The following is a 17,147-nucleotide window of genomic DNA, read 5'->3' as shown; positions in this document are numbered from 1 at the left end:
CGGTGGTCCTGCTGACCCTGCCGGTCCTGCGGGTCTCGCTGGTCTCGCCCCTCAGGTGAGACCCGTTGGTTCCCCTGGTTCCGTGTGGTCAGGTCCATGAGGCCACCGCCGTGTACACACCGCGCTCCGCCCAGGCATCGGCCCCGCCGGGCGCGTACACCCGAACCAGGCCGGTCTCGCGCGCCCACCGCGCCAGGGACGCGGTCACCGCCTCGGTCCTCGTCGCCGTCACGGCCACGGTCTCCTCCGCGGATCCGGCGGACGCGGTGTCCCCGGAAGCACCGCCGGCCGCCCCGTCCCGCGCGGCCTGGACGCGGGCGACGGCGCGGAGCAGGGCCTCCCGTGTCGCGGCGTCGACGTCGGGAGCGGCGCTGACGCCCATGGGCTCCTCGCCGGGGCCGAGAACGGTGACCCGGCACAGGGCGGTGCCGTCCAGCTCCTGGCAGAGCAGCCGCGCCCCGACCCCGAAACGCAGTGTCAGCGCGGCCCACAGCCTGCGGGCGGACGCCGACATCGGTTCCGGCCGGTCCACGTCCTTCCAGCGGTCGCGGACGCGCACCACCAGGTCTCCGACGGCCTCGCCCACCGCCGCCGACGGGGTCAGCCCCAGCCCGAACCCGGGATCACCGGCCCGGGCACGACCACCGTCTCCCGTTCCGCGGCCGGATCCCTCCGGCCGGGCGACGGCGTGCAGCGCGGTGGTCAGCGCGTCCAGTCGGGCCGACGCGGTGGTGGTACCCGCGCCGAGGAGGGAAGAGCGCTCCACCCGGGCCAGTCCCACGGGCAACTGCTCCAGGTCGTCCGGCCGGGGTTCGCCGACCGGGCCGAACACCCGGTCCCACAGGTGCGCCACCGCGTCCAGTCGTTCGGGCACCTCCTCCGCGGGCACGGCTCCCGTGGGAAGGGGTGCCTCGACGCGCGGGTCCAGGGCGGGCAGGGCGACGAACGGATGCGGCTCGCTGACCAGCTCGTCCGTGGTCACCATGAACTCCGGATCGCCCGGGGGCTCCGCCGCGTCCACGCTCCGGGCCACCTGCGCGACCAGGGCCAGCGCCAGTTGGGCGGCCACCAGGGAACGTGTGATCGCCAGCCCGGGGCTCTCCTCGTTCCCGGACGCCCCAGGGACCCCGGAAACCCCAGAGCCCCCAGAGCCCTCGGAGGTCTCGGCGGCACCACTCGCCTCGGGGGCCCCGAGAGCGCCGTGCCCCCCGAACCAGGCCCGCACACGGTCCACCAGCTCGGGGCCGCCGGACGTGTTGCGCGGGCCCGAGACCCACACCCCGCGTTCGGTGTCGACCAGGTGCAGCGCCTCCTCCCGCCCGGGCACGGAGAGCCTGGTGGTCAGCAGCGCGCCGGTGCCGGGCCCGGTGTCGGCGTGTACCTCGCGGAAACCGGCGCGCCCCAGGGCACGGCGCACCTCCGCTTCGAGCAGCGGACAGGACGACCGGATCCGGACGGTGCTCTCCGCGAGCGCGCGCAGCGCCGCGTACGGCCGCGCGGTCAGCGACTCCACGTGCGGGTAGGCGGCCAGCTCGGACTCCGACAGCCCGTGCTCCTCCTCCGCCTCCCGCAGGAACCCGTGCTCCTCCAGTTGGTCCAGGACGCCCTCCAGGAACGGCCTGCCCCCGGCCGGGAACCGCTCGGTCAGGGCCCGCCGGGTGAACCCGGCGCGCAGCGCGGGCTCCAGGGCGCGCCACACGGTGTCGGCCCGGGCGCCCCGCACCACGACGGCGGTCGCCCCCATGCTCAGGGCGACCCCCTCCTCGGCGAGGGAGCGGGCGCGCACGGCGCTCTTCAGCCGGCGCGTGACGGTGTGCTCAGGCGTGGCGGTGTGTTCAGGCATCGCCCACCCACGGCAGGGTCGGCTTCAGCTCCGGGTCGCTGCTCTGGTGGTCGACCACCCGGCGCACGGTCTCCTCCCAGGTCTCGCCCACCACCTCCTGGGCGGCCTCGGTGAACAGGTACGCGATCGAGTACCGCTGGATCGGCGACACCCCCATCAGGGGCAGCAGGTCGAAGAAGCAGTTGATGACGAACCGGAACGCCGCGAACCCGTACCCGTCGCCCAGCCGGGTGAAGTCCAGCTTGCGGAACTCCCGGTGGAAGTCGCTGTAGGAGCGCTCGTCCGAGCCGCTCCACCGGATCCGCGTGTCCTCGCCGAAGCGGGTCGCCGTGTCCAGACGGTCCGGGTGCGGGAACGGCAGGATGTGCTCCCCGCGCGCCAGGGCCACCGCCTCGGGCAGCCACCGCCGCGTCCACTCCAGCCAGGACAGCGCGGACGGGTCGTCCGTGGTGCCCTCGTGGACCGCGCGCAGCGTTTCCACCAGATCCTCCCGCTGTGCCAGGTAGGACTCGGCGAGCCGCGCCTGCGCCCTCCCGTCGGGGTCCGACCAGTGGAAGTACTCCTTCCAGTGCGACAGGAACGCCTGGTAGCCGGAGCGCAGTCCCCACTCGGGGTACTGGGAGGCGATCGCGCCCATCCCCGCGAACACGTGGGAGGCCGCCGCCCCTCCGTCGGCCCGGCCGCCGACCAGGCCGGCCACCCGGGAGAGCCCGTCGGTCAGCACCCGGCCCTTGAGCTCGGCCGCCTCGCGCCCGCGCAGGAACGTGTCCACCGGGTCCCCCTCCAGCCGCCGGACCGAGTTGTCCGGTTCCAGCGGTGCGTAGGGCGGCTCCACCAGCTCCATGCGGCCCATCCTCGCGGAGAAGTCCGCGTACTGGCCGGGGTCGATCGCGTACGTGGAAGGCTCGCGTTCCAGGAACCCCCGTACGCGGACGTCCGCGTCGCGCAGCGCGGCGTCCACGGCTTCGGCGTCGCCGTCCGCGTAGAGCACGCAGTGCGGACCCAGCCGCCAGTGCAGGTGGAGCCAGGCGGCGGTGATCCCCTCCCTTCGGGAGGTCTCCAGGGCGGCCGGTACCAGGCACTCGCCCAGCAGCGCGCCCTTGTCGCTGTCGTAGTAGGTCACTCGGAGTCCGACGGTCAAGGGACCAGCCTCACTTCGCCTGGGGGAACGGGCATCGGAGGGACGGGGGAGGGCACGGTGGACAGTTCGAGGAACACCTCCGTGGCGTGCCGCCCGCGCGGCCCGCTCAGGCCGCCCTCCGACGGGCACGGCAGGAGTTCCTCCGCGAACAGGGTCGGACCCAGGTGGGCCAGCCGTTTCGCGGCGGTCGCCGTGTGCAGTCTGCTCAGGAAGTCCACGTGCTGGGGTTTGGGCGCCATCGCCCGCTCCATCGGACCCATCCGCGAGCCCTGGAGCGGTCGGACGAACACCTGGTCGGGCATGCCCCGCAGGGTCCGCTCGACGTTGATCCGCCGGTGCAGCGACTCCGGGTCCTCCCCGGGACGGGCGGCCAGCAGGTCGGCGTCCAGGGCCCAGCGTCGGCGGAACAGCAGCACGTCGCCGAAGGAGATCCGCGGGGTGCCGCCCGGCGCCCGGCGGTCGGAGCGGCTCCTCTCCCAGCGTTCGTGCAGGTCGATGACGGTGTCGCTGAACGAGAAGAACGGCGAGTCGGCGAGCATCGCCACGAGCATCTCGTCGTAGGGCAGCGCGTGCGGCACCAGGAAGCCGGTGTAGACCGGGTCGACCTCACGGGAGCCGCGCACCAGCCTCAGCCCGCGCGGGGTGTGCACGAGGTGGAGGTCGGCGGTGGAGGGCCCGTCCGCCAGGACCGGCTCGTCGCGCAGCGCCAACTCCTCGGGGGCGAGCAGCGGCGACAGGTTGGCGTTGAACCCCAGCGCGGACCGCATGTGAACGGTGTCCGCGTCCGGCGGACCCAGGCGGCGCACGTGTGCCGCGACCCGGTCGCGCACGCCGTCCGGCAGCGCGGCCAGGAACCGGCTGAAGTAGCGCGCCCGTCCGCCGTACAGGTGGTTGAGGACGAGCCCGCCCCGGTGGTCGGGGTGCCCGAACACGGCGAAGGAGCGCCGTGCGGTGAACTCCCGCTCGGGCAGGAGCGAGGCGACCTCCTCCACCACGGCCGGGTCCACCTCGACCGCCTCGGCGTCCTGCCCCGACAGGTCATTGAGGTGCTCGACCGCACGCCGCCGGGCGGCCAGCAGCCGGGACAGGTCCTCGTCCGCTTCGCCGGTCTCACCCGCCATCAGGCGCTGGGTCATGGGGAAGGCCGCGCGTGCGTGCCCGGCGAACTCGTCCAGGTCGGTGCACCGGCCGCCCCGGCCGTAGCGGTCCACGAACACGCTCTCCAGCGCGCCCGCCAGCACCCGCTGGTCGTCCAGGGCGAACAGCAGCGGCATGAGTCCGCGCAGGTCGGCGGACCACGCGCGGGTCCACTCGCGTGGGACCGGTGCGCCGCGTGAGACGTGGCAGTCCTCCACCAGGGGTGAGGAGGCCGTGTCATCGGAAGGCCGCCGTGCCGTCCGGGACCCGGACTCCTGGATCTCCCCGGGCTCCTGGGACTCCCGGTCCCCGGAGGCCCTTCCGCTCCCGCGGTCGTCCCGGTCCGCGGAGGCCGCCGGGCTCACCGCCGCCGACCACAGGCGTTGCAGGTGCAGCACGGAACGCGCCCGTTCCGTGCCCGTGGCCTCCCCGAAGTCATCGAGCACGTCCCGGGTGGCCTCGAAGGCCGCCGCCACCCGTGCGGCGGTCGCCCCCGGAAGCCGCCGGGCCAGCCCGTACCAGCGCCGGACGAAGTCGGGGGACTGCTCGGCGGCCGGCGCCCACGGCACCAGCACACCCGTTCCGACCAGCTTGTCCAGCACGCGCATCACCGCGTCGGACCCGTGCCCCAGATCCGCCGCGAGGCCGTCGCGCAGCTCGGACAACCGCACCGGCCGCGCCGCGCGCCGTTCGAGCGCGGCCACCAGGGGGCCCCACGCCCCCGAGAGCGGGATGCGCACCTCCTCCTCGCCGAACGCCTCCGCGCGCAGCCCGGGTGCGGGCGGCACCCACCGGCGGCGGCGCACCAGCAGGCGGTCGCCCTCGCGGCGGGCCCCGCCGGTGAGCACCCACTCCATCCCCAGGCGGGCCTCCGGGTCGGCGGCCAGCACGCGTCCCGCCTGCCGGACCAGCAGGCGGCGCAGGTCGGCGTCGGTGGTGAACCTCAGCGGCTCGCCGTCGCGCGTGACCGACGACGGCTGTTCCATGTCGTCGAAGTACACGCCCGTGTAGAGCGAGTACGGGCTGACCTTCACCGTGGAGCGCGAGTGGTAGCGCACCAGGGACGGCTCGGCCTTGCGCATCCGCTTGTCGGGCGGTCCGTCGGTGGCCCCGCGCGCTGCCACCGCCCGGTGCAGGTCCGGGCTGGACATCGCCGTGCTGCGGTCGGTGAGCGGGTCGCGCGCCCACGCCGCGAGCACGGCGCGCTCGGCGGCCAGGGCGGCTCCGTGCGCGGCGTCGAGTTCCCCGGCGGCGGCGCGTGTGCGCTCCCAGCTCCGCACCCACGCGCCGAGCGCGTCGATCCGCCGCGTGACCGGATGGCCGGCCAGCGACGTCCGGGGCGGGCGCCGGTTGTACACGTCGCGCTTGGCGGCCAGCGCCGTCCTCCGGTGCTCCTCGTCCTCGATGCCGGGGGCGGACGAGTGCAGGGTGTCGAGCAGCCGCTCGCGGATCCGCTCCCGGTACTCCTCCTCGTCGGCGAGGGTGCGCACCAGCTCGCGGTCCGTTTCCACGGCCGCGCCGCGCAGGGGCAGGTAGGGGTACATGTTCACGCGGGAGACCAGGTAGGGGCCCTCCACGCAGTCGAACGGAGAAAGGATCAACCCTCGACCCCCGACCCCTTGCGCTTGGCCGATCCGAACCCGCGCGGTTCGCGCTCGGAGGCCCACCGGAACCAGCGCAGCGCCGCCACCGTGCCCAGCAGGGACCAGGCGAGCAGCAGCCCCACCGCCGACCAGTCCCAGGCGGGGCCGGACTCGGCCAGGGAACCCTGGATGAGGACGGTCAGAGGGCGGCCGGGCAGCAGGTCCACGACCGCTCCGACGGTGTCGCCCAGCGGCAGGATGACGAACCCGCCCGCCAGGAAGGCCGCGGGGAAGAAGATGCCGTTGACCATCGGCACGGCGGCGTCGGCGTTGGGCGGCAGCAGCGACGCGGCCGCGCCCAGCGGGGCCATGCACACGAAGCCGAGCAGCAGCGCGACGAGCAGTTGCGGTACACGCGCCGGGTCGACGGTCACGCCCATGCCGAGCAGGCCGATCGCGGTGACGACCACCAGTACGATCACCGCCGTGAGCAGGGTGTTCACCAGGTAGGCGCCCATCACCGTCGCCGGGCTGACCGGGGTGGTGCGGAAGCGCTTGAACAGGCCGTGGTGGCGGCGGATGGCCAGGCCGATGGCCACGTTGGCGAAGGCCACCGACATCAGCGCGAAGCCGAGGATGCCGCCGTAGCTCAGGTTGGCCTGGGTGATCTCGTGGTCCCCGACCACACGGACCACGTCGGCCTCGGAGCGGAACGCGAGCCCGAAGCCGACGTAGAACATCACCGGCATCAGGACGATGAACGCCAGGGTGATGGGGGAGCGCCAGAACTCCTTCAGCTCCCCGTCCACGTGCAGGAGGAAGCTGCTGGGTCGGCGCCTGGTGCGCGCGGTCTCGGTGGTGCTCATTCGGTCCTTCCCGTCTCCAGCATCGCGATGTAGGCGTCGTCGAGGCTGGGCGGAACGATCGTCAACCCGCTGATCTCGGTCTCCTCCCGCGTGGCCCACTCCTGGACCTCGCGCACGACGGTGTCCTGGTCGTCGGTCCGGATGCGCACCCGCCCGTTGACGAGCGCGGCGCCCTCCGGCAGGCGTTCGGCGGCGACGCCGGGGTCGGCGAACTCCACCACCGTGAAGGCCGAGGAACCGCGGACCAGGTCGTCGGGGCTGCCCGACGCGATGAACTCGCCGTCGCGGATGACGTCCACCCGGTCGGCGAGCTCCTGGACCTCGGTGAGGTCGTGCGAGGTCAGGACCACGGTGGTGCCGCTGTCGCGCAGCCCGGAGACGAGGCCGCGGATGCGGCGGCGCGACACCGGGTCCAGGCCGGTGGTGGGCTCGTCCAGGAAGAGCAGCTCGGGGCGCCCGGTGAGGGCCAGGGCCAGGTCCAGGCGGCGGCGCATGCCGTCGGAGAGGGACTTGACCAGGGCGGAGCGCTTCTCCACGAGGTCGACCTGGTCGAGGACCTCGTCGGTGTCGAGCGGATCGGGGTAGTAGGAGGCGTGGCGGCGCAGGATGTCGCGCACCGACAGGCCGGGTTCCAGCATGGTCTGCTGGAGGACGACGCTCATGCGCCTGCGGAGCCGGGCGAAGTCGCGGCGGCTGCCCGGGTCGAGCCCCAGCACGGACAGCCGGCCCGAGGTGCGTCCCCGGTGTCCCTCCAGGATCTCGATCAGCGTCGTCTTGCCCGCCCCGTTGGGGCCGAGCAGCGCGGCGATCTGCCCGGTGGGCACCTGGTAGGAGACGCCGTGGAGGACCTCCCCCTTCCCGTAGTCCTTGGTGATGTCGGTGGCTTGGATGGCGTACACGTGCGGCCCTCGTGGTTCGTCGGGGTGGGGCGTGAGGGGGCGGCCCCCGGACCGGAGAGGGGGCCGCCCTGGGCGGTGCCGCTGGATCCGGGGCGGGAGCCCCGAGGGAGCACCGCTAGCCGCACGACCCCGAGGAGCAGCAGCTGCTGGAGCCGCAGCACGAGGTGGAGGTGCAGCTGCTGGAGCCGCTGGTGGCGCCCGTTTCGGGGACCGCGACGGCCTCGCGGACGCTCATGACCTCCATGCTGTCGAAGTCGAGGTCGGGCAGGTCGATCACGGGGGAGTCCTGCATTGCCATCAAGCACCTTCTTCTGAGGCTGGGTTCAGGGGATGTGCGTGCCTTCGAGCAGGCACGTCGAATTGGTTCACGCTTTGATCTGCTGATATGGCGTGAATTATCGAATCGGGGGTTTGGGGGACGTTGGTATCGGGAATGTAGCCGAATCGGCTCAGCCGCAGGAGCCGCCCGAGCAGCAGCTGCTGGAGCCGCAGCACGAGGTGGAGGTGCAGCTGCTGGAGCCGCTCGTGGCACCCGTTTCAGGGACCGCGACGGCCTCGCGGACGCTCATGACCTCCATGCTGTCGAAGTCCAGCTCCGGCAGGTCGATGTCGGGTGCTGTCGAATGGGGCATAGGTGCCTCTTCGCTAGTTCGTTTCTGCCTGACCCCCCGGGCCAAAAGAAAATAGCATGCGGCGAACGAGGTAGATAGAGGATGTATTGATCATTTCCTGAAGTGTGGTCGTCAGTTACACCCCCCGTAACAGGGAAGCCTTCGCCGGTTTTCGGGCCCCCGTACCGGCCGGAATGAGAACCCGGGTTTATCCCCGGGTGAAGTGGAGAATTCGAGTGGTTATTCGAATACCCTCCGTGCCCTCACTCGCCGGATACCCGGCCCTTTCCCCGGGACCCTCGGTCCCCGGCCGGGCCGCCACCGGGCCGGACGCCCCCGGCGCGCTCATATCCTCGGAAGGCGAACGACCACCGACGAAGGCCATCGGCCTGGAGAGCGACGACGCGATGCTGGAGATGCTGCCCGGACTCGTCCGGATCTACGAGGAGTGGGCGGAGCGGTATCCCGACGTGCAGCCGCTGACGGTCCAGTTCGCGGCGGACGGGAAGCGGGACGGGGGCCTCGACGGGGTGCTCGCCTATCCCCTCGACGGCCACTGGCTGCTGGTGACCTTCGGGCTGACCGAGCTCGGCGAGAAGACCAGCGAGGAACCCCGGGTCTCCGGCGCGGGCTTCGAGTTCACCTGCCGGATCCCGCGCGAGGACGGGGACGAGACCGTCCCCGGCTGGATCCTGCGCGTCCTCCACGCCCTGGCCGACCACTTCCTCTCCGGCAGCGAACTGGACGTCGGCCACTGGATCACCACCCCGTCCCCGCTCGGCGGCGAGCCCGCCAACGGCGACATGACCTCCCTGGTCATCGTTCCCGACGTCGAGATCCGCGTCATGGACACCCCCAACGGGATCGTCCTCTTCCACCAGATCGTCGGCCTGACGTCCGGGGAGGGCGCCGACGTCCAGGAGGCGCAGACCGCCGCCCCGCTCGTCGCGCTCCTGAGGGACCGTGACCCGAAGCTGCTCACCGACCCGGGCAGGGAGCCCGTCCGCCTGGACCAGTAGCAGCGGATCCCGAGCCCCGTGGACCCGCGTCCCGCGTTCGGTCCCGGGACGCGTGCCTCCCCGCCGGTGCCCGGGCGCGCACGTCGCTTCGCTCCGGCCCGGCCCCCTGTCCCCCGTGCGAGCTACGCGCAGGTGTCCACCGCGGGGTGACGACTCCGAACCGCCGGATCCGTAGTGTTCGACGCAGTCGCGGCGCTTCGGCCGCGGATCCGGCAAAGGAGTTCTCGTGAGACTGGTGTGGCAGTTCTTGGCCGTTGCGGTGGTCGCTCTCATAGGAGGCCAGAGCCTCGTCGCGGTGCAGGGAAACCTGTGGCTCACACTCGCCGTCGGTGTTCTGACGGCCGTGCTCTCGGTGCTCGTCTACGGGTGGGTGGTACGCCGGACCGAGCGCCGCGAGGTCACGGAGATCGCCCGGGAAGGCGCCGTGTCCGCGATCGGCCTGGGGACGCTGATCGGCGTCGCGCTGTTCGGGCTCGTCATCGCGAACATCGCCGCCCTCGGGTTCTACGAGGTCAACGGCCTGGGCTCGGTGGCGGGCGCGGTGGGGCTGCTCGGCTTCATGGCCGCGGTCGCGGTGGGTGAGGAAGTCATGTGGCGCGGCGTCCTGTTCCGGATCGTCGAGGGGTGGACCGGGACGTGGATCGCGCTGGTGCTGACCGGTGTGCTGTTCGGCCTGGTGCACCTGGTCAACCCGCACGCCAGCCTGTGGGGCGCCATCGCCATCGCGATCGAGGCCGGCGGCATGCTCACCGCCGCCTACGTCGCCACCCGCAAACTGTGGCTGCCGATCGGCCTGCACTTCGGCTGGAACCTCGCAGGGTCCGCCATCTTCAGCACCGAGGTCTCGGGCAGCGACACTCCCCAGGGACTGCTGGACACCGCGTTGTCGGGCCCGATGCTGATCACCGGCGGCGACTTCGGGCCGGAGGGAAGCCTGTACTCGATCCTGTTCTGCACGCTGGCGACGATCGTGCTCCTGTGGATGGCCCACCGGCGCGGCCGTCTGGTGCCCCTACGCCGGCGTGCGGAGGGGACCGGCGCCACCGCTAAGCTTCCCGGATGATCGATCGTCGGCGGTTCCTGGAGCTGTGGCACCGGCTCGACGTCACGGTCCGGGACCTTCCACTCGGGCTGCTGCTCCTGGCGCTCTCCTTCGTGCCGGCGCTGCACAGCCAGGGGACGGACCTCGGCGGCGTGGCGCCCCGCCCCTTCGACGCACTGGCCGTCCCGGCGATCGCCCTCCAGTGCCTCCCGCTCGCCGCGCGCCGACGGTGGCCGGTCGTCTGCCTCACCCTGGTGGCGCTCGGCTTCGCCGTCGACCAGCTCCACGGCTACCACTCGCTCGCGGGCATCGCGCTGCCCATCGCGCTGTTGAGCGCGGGCGCCCATCTGGAACGGCACCGGCACGCCACCGCGCTCGTGTTCTCCGCGGCGTACGTGCCGCTGGCGGTCACGCTCTCCCGGTTCGGTTCGGGCGAGACACCGAGCGGGTTCGTGACGTTCTACCTGGTGCTGGTCCTCGTGTGGGGCATCGGGGCGTGGCTGCGCTCCACCCGGGCCGCGGAGGCCGAGCACCGCCTCCGTGTCGCGGAGGACACCCGCGCCGCCGAACGCACCCGCATCGCCCGCGACCTCCACGACGTGGTGACCCACCATGTGACGGCGATGGTCGTGCAGGCCGAGGCGGCGCGCTACCTGACAGCCGCACCCGACCGCCTCGACCAGGCCCTGACCGCCGTCACCGACACCGGGCGAAGGGCCATCACCGACCTGCGGCACCTGCTCGACCTGCTCAACCCCGACCACGGCACCGGGCCGGGAACGGTGCCCGCCGGCGGACTCCTCACGCTCGTGGAGCAGACGCGCCGTGCCGGGCAGCCTGTGGAGTTCACCGAGGAGGGCACACCCGCGGAGGAGGCCGGCAGCGCCGACCTCGTGGCCCACCGGGTCGTGCAGGAGGCGCTGACGAACGCCCTCAAGCACGCCCACGGCAGTCGCACCTCGGTCCGGGTGCACCACGGCGAAAGGGAGATCACGGTGGAGGTCGGCACGGACGGCTCCGGCTCGCGGGCCGGGTCCCCCGACGGAGGCGGGTGGGGCCTCGCCGGCCTCCGCGAACGGGTCGACGTCCTGGGCGGCGACTTCAGCGCTGGTCGGCGGACGGACGGCGGCTTCGTCGTGCGGGCGCGCATACCCGCGGGGAGCCCGTCGTGACCGCGCCGGTCCGGGTCCTGGTCTGCGACGACCAGGTGCTGATCCGCACGGGGCTGACGACGATCATCGACGCCCAGCCCGACCTGGAGGTGGTGGGCGAGTGCGGGGACGGGCGGGCCGCCGTCGACCTCGCCGGCCGTCTGCGCCCGGACGTCGTGGTGATGGACGTGCGCATGCCGGTGCTCGACGGCATCGAGGCCACCCGCCTGCTGGCCGGTGCCGGGGTGCCGCGTCCCGTCAAGGTGCTCGTGGTGACGACGTTCAACCTGGACGAGTACGTCTACGAGGCCCTGCGCGCCGGGGCGAGCGGGTTCCTGCTCAAGGACGCTCCGGCTCCCCGGCTGCTGCACGGGATCCGTACCGTGGCCACGGGCGCGGCACTGCTGGACCCCGAGGTGACCCGCCAGCTCGTGGGGAGGTACGCCGCCCGGATCCGGCCCGCGGAGGGCGGCCCGAAGGACATCCCGCTGACCCCCCGCGAACTGGAGGTCCTCCGCCTCATCGCGGACGGCCTCTCCAACAGCGAGATCGCCGCGGCCCTCGTGATCAGCCCGGAGACCGTCAAGACCTTCGTGTCGCGCATCCTCGGCAAACTCGCGCTCCGCGACCGCGTCCAGGCGGTCGTCTACGCCTACCGCCACGGCCTGGTGACCTGACGCGCCGTTCGGGCGGCGGCGGAGCGCCGGGGCCATGGCCGGGAGCGCGCGCCGCCGGAAGACCCTCCGCCCACCGGACACACGGGCGGGCCGCCGCCTCCGGGTGGTTCCCGGGGCGGCGGCCCGTGCGTCCCTCGGCCGGTCCGCCCGGCTACCGCTCGGAGCCCCGGCCGATCGCGGCGCCGATCTCGCCCACCCGGTCGGCGAGCAGGCCCACCGCGCCGATGGCCCTGGTCATCGGGTCGTCGTCGGCACCGCCCAGGGCCCGGCCCCGGCGGAAGGCCTCCTTGACCTCCGTCCAGCGGGCCTCCTGCTCGGGCGTCATCACCCCGCGCAGCTCAGCGAGCTTGAGCAGGTTCGCCTCCGCGCCCGACGTCAGGGTCTGCGCCTCGCCCATGTAGTGGTCGTCGATCGCGGCCTCCACCTCGGCGCCGTTCATGACCGGCACGATCCTCTCCGCCAGCCGGTTCATGTTCCGGTACGAGCCCTGGAGCCGGAACGGCGGCTCGGTGCGCGCGTCCTCCGACTGCGCGGCCGAGGCGATGTAGGCCTGGTTGTTGGCCAGCACCACCTCCTGCACCCGCAGCAGCTTGCGCATCACCGACACGATCCGGTCCACCTCGGCCGCCGAGTACGGGTGGCCGAGCTGGTCCGCGCCCACCGAGTCGTCGCCCCGCGCCATCCGCACGAACCGGTACACGTCCTCCCGGTCCCGGGTGGACAGCGGCGCCAGGACCGGGTTCGAGGTGAGCGCGTTCTCGACGTAGCTCAGCGCGAACAGCTCCTCCCTGCCCGACAGCACGTCGCCCAGGTTGTACACGTCGGCGCGGTTGGCCAGCATGTCCGGGATCCGGAACCGCTTGCCCTGTTCGGTGTAGGGGTTGCCGGCCATGCACACCGCGAACCGCTTGCCCCGCAGGTCGTAGGTCCGGGTCCGCCCGTTCCACACGCCCTCCATGCGGCGCTGGCCGTCGCACAGCGAGATGAACTTCTGCAGTAGCTCGGGGTTCGTGTGCTGGATGTCGTCCAGGTACAGCATCGTGTTGCTGCCCGCCTCCAGCGCGAAGGAGATCTTCTCGACCTCCTGGCGGGAGGTGGCGTCCGGAGCCTCGTCCGGGTCCAGCGAGGTCACCGCGTGCCCCAGCGCGGGCCCGTTGACCTTCACGAACACCAGTCCCAGGCGGCTGGCCACGTACTCCATGAGCGTGGTCTTGCCGTACCCGGGCGGGGAGATGAGCAGCAGCAGGCCGCTCTGGTCGGTGCGCTTGTCGTCCCCGGCCGCCCCCAACTGCTTGGCCAGGTTGTCGCCGATCAGGGGCAGGTAGGACTCGTCCAGCAGCTTGTTGCGGACGAACCCGCTCATCACCTTCGGCCGGTACTCCTCCAGCCGCAGGCGCTCGCGCTCGGCCGCCACCAGCTCGTTGCGGCGCCGCTGGAAGTCCCGGTAGGCGGGCACCTCCTCCAGCCGGAACCGGCGGGTGCGCGGCAGGAACTCGTCCAGGCGCACCTCCAGGGAGCGCTCGCGCACGCGCGGGTGCGAGCCCAGCAGCCCGCCCACGCTCTCGTGCACGGCCGCCGACGACTCGTACCGGTCCACGGCGGCCAGCTCGATCGCGGCGGCCTCGGGCAGGTCGCCTGGGTCCACATCCTCCTGGGTGGCGGCGAACGCCTCCAGCCACGCCGTCACCAACTGGTGCCGCGCCGCCAGGTCGCCGTCGAGCTCGCGCAGGTCCTCCTCGAAGGCCTTGCGCGTGGTCTCCCGCGCGCTGCCCAGGGCCCGGTGGAAGCGGTCCAGCAGCAGACGGGCGCCCGCGCCGGACACGAAACCCCGCTCACCGGGAGTCTCCGAGGCGATCTCCTCGAACAGGTACTCGCCCACCAGGTCCAGGTCGGCGTCCTGGTGCAGCCCCGTCCCGGTCAGGAAGCCGTCCACACCGGCCGCCAGCTCCGCGCGCAGCCCGTCGACCGCCGCGGACCGGCGCACCCCGAACACCTCGCGGGCCCGGGCCAGCGAGGCCGCCCGGGTCCGCCACGCCGACCGCTGCTCCCCGGTGGCGCCGAACGCCCAGAACAACTGCGCCGCCGCACGCGCCGCGCCCGGGTACCGCAGCAGTCCGGCGCCGGTGCGCAGCCGCAGCAGCGCCGACAGGATCCGCGCGGCGTCGTGGTCGTGCACGCCCCGCTCGTACCCCTCGTCGTACCGGGCCGCGGCGACGTCGCGCACGAGCGCCGTCAGCGACGAGCCGTTCTCGGCGTGCACCTCGGCCTCGCGAAGCCGCTCCAGCGACAGCCCGTCCGCGCCCTCCTCGGCCGCGGCCAGGATCGACGCGGCCAGGTACTCGGCGCGGTACACCTCCGGGCTCTCCGACACCAGCATCCGGTCCCACAGGTGCCGGGTCCGCCCGAACCCCTCGTCGGTGACCGGAGCCCGGAAGTCGGTGCCGGTGATCGCCACCGACATCTCTCCGCCGTGCGGGGTGAGCGTCAGGTCGATCGGCTGGGTGTTCACCGCGAACCGGTACCTGCCCAGGCGGATCGTCTCGCCGCCCGCGCCGCCCTCGAACAGGTCGGCGCGGTCCCGCAGGGCCCGCCCCGCCTCCTGCCGGGCGGCCATGACCTGGCCGTCCAGCTCCTCCGCGCGCACGGTGTCGCCGAGTTCGCGCATCTCCTCCGCGGTGCGGCGCAGCCGCGCCACCATCGCGTCCGACGCGAAGTAGGTGTTGACGTCCTCCAGCGTGTCCAGTTTCGCGACCCGCCGGTGCACGCCCTCCAGAACGCGGGCGGCCGACGATGCCAGGCGGTCGGTCCGCCGCGCCCGCTCGTCCACCAGCGACTGCTTGCGCGTGGAGAACGCCTCGTACACGTCCTCGCGCTTGTCCGCCAACTCCCCGAGGAAGTCGTCGAACTCGGCGAACCGCGACTCCAGGTTCTCCAGTTGGAGCATGACGCGTCCGAGCTGCTCGTCGCACCGGTCCGGGGTGTCGGCGGCGGCCAGGGCGCCCGTGACCGCCTGTCCCAGCAGCGCGAACTCGGCCGCGAACTCCGCCCGGCCCTCCAGGGCCAGCAGCTCCCCGCGCCGCGCCTCCAGCGTGGCGCGCGCCCGGTTGATCCCGGCCAGCACCTCGCTGACCCGCTCCAGGATGCGCGTGCGGACCTGGGCGTCGCCGATGTCCAGGGACCCGACGACCTCGGTGACCACCTGCAGGCCCTCGGTCTGCTCGGCGACGCGCTCGCCGACGGCCGTCGCGGCGCTGACCGCCTCGATGCCCTCGGCGTCCGCGACGAGCCGGTCCACCTCGTCGTGGTACCCGCTGAAGGCCTCGCCTCGTTCCAGGAAGGCCACAGTGCGGCGGCCGGTCGCGGCGATCTCCTCCGAGAGCCTGCCGTCCAGGTCGTCCAGGCGCTCGGTGTCCACGTAGCGCGTCTCGCGCAGCGTGGCCGCCTGCCCCTGGGCGCGGCGCAGCTCGGTCAGCCGCCGCACCCAGCCCTCCGCCGACCGCGGCGTCTCCCCGCGGGCCGTCCGGATGAGCGCGACCACCCTCTTCTCGGTCTCCGCGAGGGTGTCGGCGGCCTGCCGGGTCAGGGTCTGGACGGTCTCGAACTCCTCCAGGACCCGGGTGGCGGTGGCCCGCGCCTCCGACAGGGGCGCCGCCAGGTCGCCCATCTCCTCCTCGCCCAGCCAGTGGAACCGGTCGCAGACCCGGCGGCAGGCGGAGATGATCGCCTCGAACACCTCGGTGGACGGCCGCATGTCCTCGGCCATCCGCGCCACCGACAGGCACTCGGAGACGCCCCGCACCAGCTCGGCGTTGCCGATCCGCTCCAGGGGGCCGGTCCCCACCGGCTGCGCCGCCGCGTACACGTCCGACACGTACGGGGTCCGCCACACTTGCATCGGGTGCACCCGGGTCGGCTCGCCCGCGTTGTCCCGGAACACCGTCATGGTGCCGTCGTCGAACAGCGAGTACCCGTGGCAGACGATCGGGGCGGCGACCTCCTTGCGGATGGTGTTGTACGGCAGCAGCAGGCTGCGGCCGTCCGCGCGGGAGTGGAAGACGTACAGCACGTCCTCGCCGTTGGGCGAGCGCACCACGCGCTCGAACTCCAGGTCGGTGACGTCGGTGTCGAACGTCCGCGCCGACCCGGTGGCCAGGTAGTAGCCGCCGGGGAAGATCAGCCCCTGGTCGTCGGGCAGGCGCTGGCAGGACTGGCCGACGCCGTCGAGGCGCTCGACCTCCTTGGTGCGCGTGTTGAAGACCAGGTGCCGCCACGCGGTCTCGTTGTAGGGCCGTACGCGCAGCAGGATGAGCGCGCCCACCCGCGCGTAGTGCACCGACGCGTCGGCCAGGCTCTGTAGCGGCTCGTCCACGGGCTCGCTGTAGACGCCCTCGCCGACCTCGGTGTTGTTCTCGACCTTGATGGTGAGGTCGCCGCCCAGCGTCTCCACGAACAGTTCGTCGAGGATCGAGATGTGCGGGTGGCGGCCCGCCACGTGGTCCTCGCGGGTGGTCTCCACCCACGTGAAGTCGTGCGACGGCGGGAACACGTGGTCGCGTTCGCCGCGGGCGTCGAGGTAGGCGATCTCGCCGGAGGGCGAGACCGACCACCGCAGCACCCGCACGTCCTCGGTGTTCGGCCCGGTCTGGAACACGGCCAGCAGCCGGTCCTCGACCCGGCGCAACTGGAGCAGGTGCGCGTCGCGGTAGTAGCGGTAGAGCTGGCCGAAGTCCTGCTGGAACCGCTCGTCGGAGAGCAGTCCGGGGACGGTCCCCTCGGGGGCGTCGGTGAAGGAGAACCCCTCACCGTCGCGTTCGTACCGGTGCAGCGAGAACACGTCGGGGACGTGGGTCTCGCGCTGCATTCCGATGAAGACGTTGTAGCCGAACAGGATCATCGCGCCGTCGGCGCCGGATCCGACGGAACGTCCCACGCTCACGATGTCCCGGGGCACACAGTTGTGCTCCGTGCGGATGCGCTCGGTGCCGAGCAGGGACAGCTCGGTGCCGCCGAACACCTCCAGACGGCGCGTGTTCAGTTCCTCGGTCCGCCGGGCCAGTTCGCCGGTCTGCTCGCGCAGCCGGGCGCGGAGCACCTCGTAGGTGCCCGCGTCCAGCGACCGCGCGTCGTCGGCGCCCGGCCCGGTGCCTTGGGTCTCCTGGGACTGGGCCTCGGTCACGA

The 17,147-nt window shown here is 72.9% G+C and carries 12 protein-coding genes; 4 read left to right on the top strand and 8 right to left on the bottom strand.

Annotated elements, in window-relative coordinates:
• Positions 1-88: 88 nt before the first annotated feature.
• From NOSIN_RS20615 to NOSIN_RS20585, 7 genes are all read right to left on the bottom strand, one after another.
• A complete protein-coding gene (locus NOSIN_RS20615) occupies positions 89-1,843 on the bottom strand; it encodes a hypothetical protein (protein WP_077692332.1) in 1,755 nt (584 codons plus the stop codon).
• The gene (locus NOSIN_RS20610; RefSeq protein ID WP_077692331.1) at positions 1,836-2,984 is read right to left on the bottom strand and encodes a lantibiotic dehydratase C-terminal domain-containing protein; all 1,149 of its coding nucleotides are present in this window, start codon (positions 2,982-2,984) and stop codon (positions 1,836-1,838) included. The genes NOSIN_RS20615 and NOSIN_RS20610 overlap by 8 nt, the downstream gene beginning before the upstream one ends.
• A complete protein-coding gene (locus NOSIN_RS20605; RefSeq protein ID WP_077693684.1) occupies positions 2,981-5,665 on the bottom strand; it encodes a lantibiotic dehydratase in 2,685 nt (894 codons plus the stop codon). The genes NOSIN_RS20610 and NOSIN_RS20605 overlap by 4 nt, the downstream gene beginning before the upstream one ends.
• A gap of 53 nt (positions 5,666-5,718) precedes the next feature.
• The gene (locus tag NOSIN_RS20600) at positions 5,719-6,570 is read right to left on the bottom strand and encodes an ABC transporter permease (protein WP_077692330.1); all 852 of its coding nucleotides are present in this window, start codon (positions 6,568-6,570) and stop codon (positions 5,719-5,721) included.
• A complete protein-coding gene (locus tag NOSIN_RS20595; protein ID WP_077692329.1) occupies positions 6,567-7,469 on the bottom strand; it encodes an ABC transporter ATP-binding protein in 903 nt (300 codons plus the stop codon). Before NOSIN_RS20595 ends, NOSIN_RS20600 begins: the two co-directional genes overlap by 4 nt.
• A gap of 115 nt (positions 7,470-7,584) precedes the next feature.
• Entirely contained in the window at positions 7,585-7,767 is a 183-nt protein-coding gene (locus NOSIN_RS20590) for a thiazolylpeptide-type bacteriocin (RefSeq protein WP_077692328.1), read from the bottom strand.
• 151 nt (positions 7,768-7,918) lie between these two features.
• Positions 7,919-8,101, bottom strand: a complete 183-nt coding sequence (locus NOSIN_RS20585) for a thiazolylpeptide-type bacteriocin (protein WP_077692327.1) — start codon at positions 8,099-8,101, stop codon at positions 7,919-7,921.
• Between the two features lie 386 nt (positions 8,102-8,487).
• Here NOSIN_RS20585 and NOSIN_RS20580 point away from each other — a divergent pair, with 386 nt between their 5' ends.
• The 4 genes from NOSIN_RS20580 to NOSIN_RS20565 all read left to right on the top strand — a co-directional run bounded on the left by NOSIN_RS20580 (position 8,488) and on the right by NOSIN_RS20565 (position 11,969).
• Positions 8,488-9,099, top strand: coding sequence for a suppressor of fused domain protein (locus NOSIN_RS20580; protein ID WP_077693683.1), 612 nt, complete (start codon positions 8,488-8,490; stop codon positions 9,097-9,099).
• Between the two features lie 226 nt (positions 9,100-9,325).
• Positions 9,326-10,162 (top strand): CPBP family intramembrane glutamic endopeptidase, encoded by an 837-nt coding sequence (locus NOSIN_RS20575; protein WP_077692326.1) that lies wholly within the window; start codon positions 9,326-9,328, stop codon positions 10,160-10,162.
• Positions 10,159-11,313 (top strand): sensor histidine kinase, encoded by a 1,155-nt coding sequence (locus NOSIN_RS20570; protein WP_077692325.1) that lies wholly within the window; start codon positions 10,159-10,161, stop codon positions 11,311-11,313. The genes NOSIN_RS20575 and NOSIN_RS20570 overlap by 4 nt, the downstream gene beginning before the upstream one ends.
• Positions 11,310-11,969, top strand: coding sequence for a response regulator (locus tag NOSIN_RS20565; protein WP_077692324.1), 660 nt, complete (start codon positions 11,310-11,312; stop codon positions 11,967-11,969). Before NOSIN_RS20570 ends, NOSIN_RS20565 begins: the two co-directional genes overlap by 4 nt.
• A gap of 151 nt (positions 11,970-12,120) precedes the next feature.
• On the opposite strand, the gene NOSIN_RS20560 is transcribed toward NOSIN_RS20565, so the two are convergent.
• The gene (locus tag NOSIN_RS20560) at positions 12,121-17,145 is read right to left on the bottom strand and encodes a DNA repair ATPase (protein ID WP_077692323.1); all 5,025 of its coding nucleotides are present in this window, start codon (positions 17,143-17,145) and stop codon (positions 12,121-12,123) included.
• Positions 17,146-17,147: the final 2 nt, after the last annotated feature.

Origin of the sequence: Nocardiopsis sinuspersici (assembly GCF_001998325.1) — a bacterium.
GTDB lineage: Bacteria > Actinomycetota > Actinomycetes > Streptosporangiales > Streptosporangiaceae > Nocardiopsis > Nocardiopsis sinuspersici.
The sequence above is the reverse complement of the archived record's forward strand: the minus strand, read 5'-3'. Positions and strand labels throughout refer to the sequence as shown.